Here is a 4,795-nt window from a genome sequence, read left to right as displayed (position 1 = left end):
GTGTCACGAGCACGACTGCGTCGACCCGCTGCGCGGGACTACGCTTTCGGTGACTGCCACTTAGCACGGTTGCGGATTGCAGATGTGGTCTAGGGGTTCAAATCCTCTGGTAGTCGCCAACAGTGACAGGGCGGGCCCACTGGGCCCGCCCTGTTCGCCCTCTGCCGCCGACGCCCCCGGTGTCGGCCCGGGCCGACACCGTCCGTGGGCCTCCACCGGCTCCCCCCGTCGGCAGGGCCGGCGCGGTCGGCCGGGTCACCGGCCGGCCGGAAGATCGGCCAGTTGACGCCGGGCCGCCGGCCAGTCACCGTCGCGCAACGCCGTACGCAGCGGCACCAGCTCCAGGTAGGCCCCGGCCGGATCCGTGGTGAAGTCGGGAGGGGCGGTCTTCCGCGCATCCTACGAGATCAACTTCACCGTGGTGGTACCCGAATCGATCTGTCCGGCCGGTGCCCGTCAGTGCACGGCGACGACCGCCGAGTTCGGCTCCAGGTCGACGAGCCGGGACGGTCGCACCACGAGGAACAGCACCGCCAGTGCCGCCACCATGCCACCGGCCACCACCAGCGCCATCGCCACCGCGCCGTTGCCCAGCACCCCCACCATCGGCGCGGCCACCGCACCGACGCCGAACTGCACGGCACCGAGCAGGGCCGACGCGGTGCCGGCCGCCTCGCCATGCCGGGACAGCGCCAGCGCCGGGGCGTTCGGCATCGCCAGTCCGGCCGCCGCCAACACCACCCAGAGCGCCACCAGTAGGGCGGGCAGCCCACCGAACCCGGTCGCGGCGAAGGCCAGCAGCACCAGCCCGGCCAGCGTGCCGATGCTCAGTGAGGTGACCAGGATGCGCTGCGGTGAGTAGCGACGCAGCAGCCGCACGTTGTACTGGGCCGCCCCGATCAGGCCCACCGCGCCCGCCCCGAACGCCAGCGCGAACTGCTGCTCGTCGAGCCCGTACCCCTCCTGGAGGACGAAGGACGAGCCGGCCACGTACGCGAACAGCGCCGCCATGGCCAGGCCGGCGACCAGGACGAGCCCGACGAAGGTGCGGTCGCGCAGCAGCGAACCGTACAGGCCCACGGTCGTCCACACGCCGCCGCGTTGGCGACGCTCGGCCGGCAGGGTCTCGGGCAGGCCGACCACGGCGACCACGACGAGCAGCACGCCGAAGACCGCCAGCGTCATGAAGACACCCCGCCAGTCCGTCCAGCGCAGCACCCCACCGCCGAGGGTGGGGGCGAGGATCGGTGCCGCGCCCATCACCAGCAGCAGCCGGGAGAGCAGGGTGGCGAACGCGGTGCCGCTGAACAGGTCACGCAGCACCGCCATCGCGACCACCGTGGCGGCGGCGACGCCGAGGCCCTGCACCACCCGCAGCGCGCCGAGAACGGCGATGTGGTGAGCGACGACGCAGAGCGCCGATGCCACGATGTGCACGGCGAGGCCGGCGATCAGCGGGCCACGTCGTCCGACGGCGTCGGAGAGCGGTCCGATCAGCAGTTGGCCGATGGCCAGCCCGGCGAGGGTGCCGGTGAGGGTCAACTGGACCGCCGCCGAGGTGGTGGCGAAGTCGGCGGCGATGGCGGGCAGCGCCGGCAGGTACATGTCGATGGTCAGCGGGCCGATGGCGATCAGCGAGCCGAGGACGAGAACGAGCTGCACCCGCTGCCGGCGGGTCATCAGGTCACCCGGCGTCGGCGCGGTCTTCGACAGCTGGTCGTGGACGACATCGGTCATCGGGAAAGCTCCGCCCGGTCGTGGTGCGGCCGGATGGAAGAGAGTGCGACAGTCACACCTGGCTTCAAATCCGGATCCGCTGGTCTGATTCCCGCTCCACCGAGAGGTAACGCGGGTCACAGCCGATGGTCACGCTCAGGCCGGGTCCACCCGGCCGAGCCGCCAGTACCCCATGAAGGCGACCGCGCGACGGTCCATGCCGCGTTCGGTGACCAGGTGCCGGCGCAGCGCGCGGATGACTCCGGCCTCGCCGGCCAGCCAGGCGTAGACCGGCACCGGCGCGGTCGGGGTCGGCACCTCCCAGAGCGGGGTCCGGTCGGCATCGACGTCGACGTTGGCGTCGATGCCGACGTTGGCGTTCGGGCCGGCGGGGAGCCCGCCGGTGCGGGAGAGCAGGCGTCGGGCCGCCGAGGCGACGGCGGGCAGCAGCCGACTGCCGTGGCCGCCGCCGTCGCGGGCCAGCCAGTCGACCGTGACACCGGGCGGGGCGACGACCGGCAGCACGTCGGCCCGGTCCGGCACCTCCAGCAGCACCTGGCCCCGGGCGTCGAGGGGCAGGCGTTCCAGGATGGCGCTGATCGCCGGCACCGCGGTCTCGTCACCGGCCAGCAGCAGCCGACCGGCGGCCGGCGGGCGGAACTCGATGCCGCCGTGGTCACCGTGGTAACCGGCGTCGGGCCCGAGAAGGCCGGCCTCGTCGCCGGGACGGGCGCGCAGCGCCCACCGACCGGCCGGACCGCTGTCGCCGTGCAGCACCAGGTCGATGTCCACCTCGCTCAGGTGCGGCCGGACCGCCCGGACGGTGTACGTGCGGATGGGACAGCGCTCGTCCTCGGGCAGCGCACGCCAGTGCGTGTACCAGTCGACGCCGCCGGGCAGGTGCACGCCGGGCCGGCCGGGCAGCGGCAGCACCAGCTTGATCCGCTGGTCGTAACCGTTGTCGGCGAACCGGTCGAGATCCGGGCCGGTGAAGGTGACCCGCAGGAAGGACGGGCTGAGCCGGCGCGCCGCGCGTACCTGCACGTCGAACAGCCGCCACGGGGTGACGGGCAGGGTCCCGGTGCTGGTGGCGTGGTGGGGCGTCCCCGCCGGACGAACTCGATCACTAAGCACGTAGGTGAGGCTAACCTAACCAAGAAGATGAATGGCGACATGGGCCGGCACACCCCCGTTCGGGGGACGCCGCCGCCTCGGCACCGCGCTCAGGTCGACGCGAGTGACACGGCCGCCGGTACGGGTGATGCGGCCTCGCCGGTGCGGATGACCCAGCCCCGGTCGGTACGGGTGACGCGGTCCGGTCGGCGGTCAGTGACCGATCGGCTCCCGGTCGAGGAACATGAGTTGGGCGCGCTTGTCCGGCAGGTCGACCTGCGGGCCGGGCACGAAGCCGGCCCGGGCCAGCCGGTCGACGGCCCGCGTGTTGCGGGCGTCCGGCTCGGCCACGATCCGCCGCCTGGCCGGGTCCGCCAGCACGAACGCGAGGAACGCGTCGAGGAGCACGCCGGTGAAACCGGGCTCGACACCCCCGTCCGGGGGGCCGATGAGCAGGTGGATGCCGAAGTCGCCGGGACGCACGTCGTAGCACCGCCCGACCGGGTCGGCGGCCGGCTCGTAGGTCTGGAACAGCGCCACCGGCCGACCGTCCCGATGGACCAGGTAGGCGTGGTGGGTGGTCAGCGAGTCGAGGTACGTGTAGATCTCCCGGACCCGCTCGAGGCTGGCATCACCCATGCCCCAGAACCGGGACCGTTCCCGGGTCACCCAGTCGTGGATCACCACGACGTCCCGGTCGGGCGCCACCGGCCGGATGGATACCTCACCGAAGCCGTCGATCGGACCCGAGTCGAAGGTCGACGCCGCCGTCATGGCACTCCTTCCGGGGACCGATCCGGCGGACACCGCCGACCACTGTCGGCCACCGCGCAGTCGCACCTCGCGCCGCCGCCTCGCAGGTAAGGTCGACCCAACCACGCACTCGCACAGTAAGCAATCGAACACGCCGCGCACATCTCGGCCGACAGCGAAGGCGGTGGACCCGGTTCGGCACCCCGGAGAACCTCGTCGACCAGCATCGACGCGGTCGTCGCCCACTTCCGGGTCGAGCCGGTCGACTGTGACATGTCAGGCACTGCTCAGTATTGACGGAAGTAATTCATTATGTTAGCGCTCACATTCCTGGGCAAGAAAGGCGTCCCTCATCCCCGGCACCCGACCGTCCTGCGCCTCGGACAGGGGGTGACACATTGCCTTTCTTCGTTGGATAATTGCCGCCGTTGAGCGCCGGCACCCGTGCCGCGCCGGCGCTTACCGGAGGGACAGTCGTGAAACGTGACCAGTCACCCGTGCTGCCGGGCGACGGCCCTACGGACTATGCCCGTTACATGCGCACCGATGAGCTGCTCGATCTGCAGCGCCGCCCGGAGGAGATGCTCCACCGCGACGAGTTGCTCTTCCAGGTGGTGCACCAGTCCGCCGAGTTGTGGCTGAAGCTCGCCGGTGCCGAGCTGACCGCTGCCGTCGCGCGGACCGAGGCCGCAGACCCGCTGGCGGCAACGGCGTTGCTGGCCCGCGCGACGCTCGCGGTCCGGCTGGTCACCGACCAGTTGGCGATGTTCGCCCACCTGTCACCGGTCGACTTCCAGGCGATGCAACCCGCGCTGGGCAACGGGTCCGGCGCCGAGTCACCCGGCTGGCGACAGGTCGCGTCGGTGAGCCGACAGCTCGGCCGGGCCTTCACCGAACAGCTCACCGCCCGGGGCGACACGCTCCGCACGCTGCCGTCGGGCGACCCGACACACCGGCTCGCCACGGCGATGATCGCCTGGGACGAGCAGGTCGCCCAGTGGCGGGCACGCCACTACCAGGTCGCCCTGGCGGTCGGCGGCCACCCTCCCGACGGCAGCCCGGGCAGCCCGGCCACGGTGCTCGCCAAGCTCACCGAGCACCGGTTCTTCCCCGAACTGAGGCCGACCCGACCGGACACCGACCTGGCGGCAGCGACCCATTCCCGCCCCGCAGAGGCATGACGAGCCGCGCCACTCGAAGAATCGTCGGCGCT

Annotated in this window: 4 protein-coding genes; 1 reads left to right on the top strand and 3 read right to left on the bottom strand. The window is 72.0% G+C overall.

Going from position 1 to position 4,795, the window contains the following annotated elements:
• Positions 1-456: 456 nt before the first annotated feature.
• The 3 genes from ACQP1S_RS15035 to ACQP1S_RS15025 form a co-directional block, all read right to left on the bottom strand.
• On the bottom strand, positions 457-1,737 hold the full coding sequence (locus ACQP1S_RS15035) for a multidrug effflux MFS transporter (RefSeq protein ID WP_432907173.1): 1,281 nt from the start codon (positions 1,735-1,737) through the stop codon (positions 457-459).
• Between the two features lie 135 nt (positions 1,738-1,872).
• Positions 1,873-2,850, bottom strand: a complete 978-nt coding sequence (locus ACQP1S_RS15030; RefSeq protein WP_432907171.1) for a siderophore-interacting protein — start codon at positions 2,848-2,850, stop codon at positions 1,873-1,875.
• A 192-nt stretch (positions 2,851-3,042) separates the two neighbouring features.
• A complete protein-coding gene (locus ACQP1S_RS15025) occupies positions 3,043-3,603 on the bottom strand; it encodes a GNAT family N-acetyltransferase (RefSeq protein ID WP_432907170.1) in 561 nt (186 codons plus the stop codon).
• 455 nt (positions 3,604-4,058) lie between these two features.
• Here ACQP1S_RS15025 and ACQP1S_RS15020 point away from each other — a divergent pair, with 455 nt between their 5' ends.
• Positions 4,059-4,763 carry a tryptophan 2,3-dioxygenase family protein gene (locus ACQP1S_RS15020; RefSeq protein ID WP_432907168.1) on the top strand — a complete coding sequence of 235 codons (705 nt, stop codon included), beginning with the start codon at positions 4,059-4,061 and terminating at the stop codon, positions 4,761-4,763.
• Positions 4,764-4,795 lie beyond the last annotated feature (32 nt).

The organism is Micromonospora matsumotoense (assembly GCF_050951065.1).
GTDB lineage: Bacteria > Actinomycetota > Actinomycetes > Mycobacteriales > Micromonosporaceae > Micromonospora > Micromonospora matsumotoensis.
The sequence above is the reverse complement of the archived record's forward strand: the minus strand, read 5'-3'. Positions and strand labels throughout refer to the sequence as shown.

What these genes read in the sequence shown, in the direction of transcription:
- ACQP1S_RS15035 (WP_432907173.1), bottom strand. Translation starts at nt 1,737, where the DNA reads ATGACCGATGTCGTCCACGACCAGCTGTCGAAGACCGCGCCGACGCCG.
- ACQP1S_RS15025 (WP_432907170.1), bottom strand. Translation starts at nt 3,603, where the DNA reads ATGACGGCGGCGTCGACCTTCGACTCGGGTCCGATCGACGGCTTCGGT.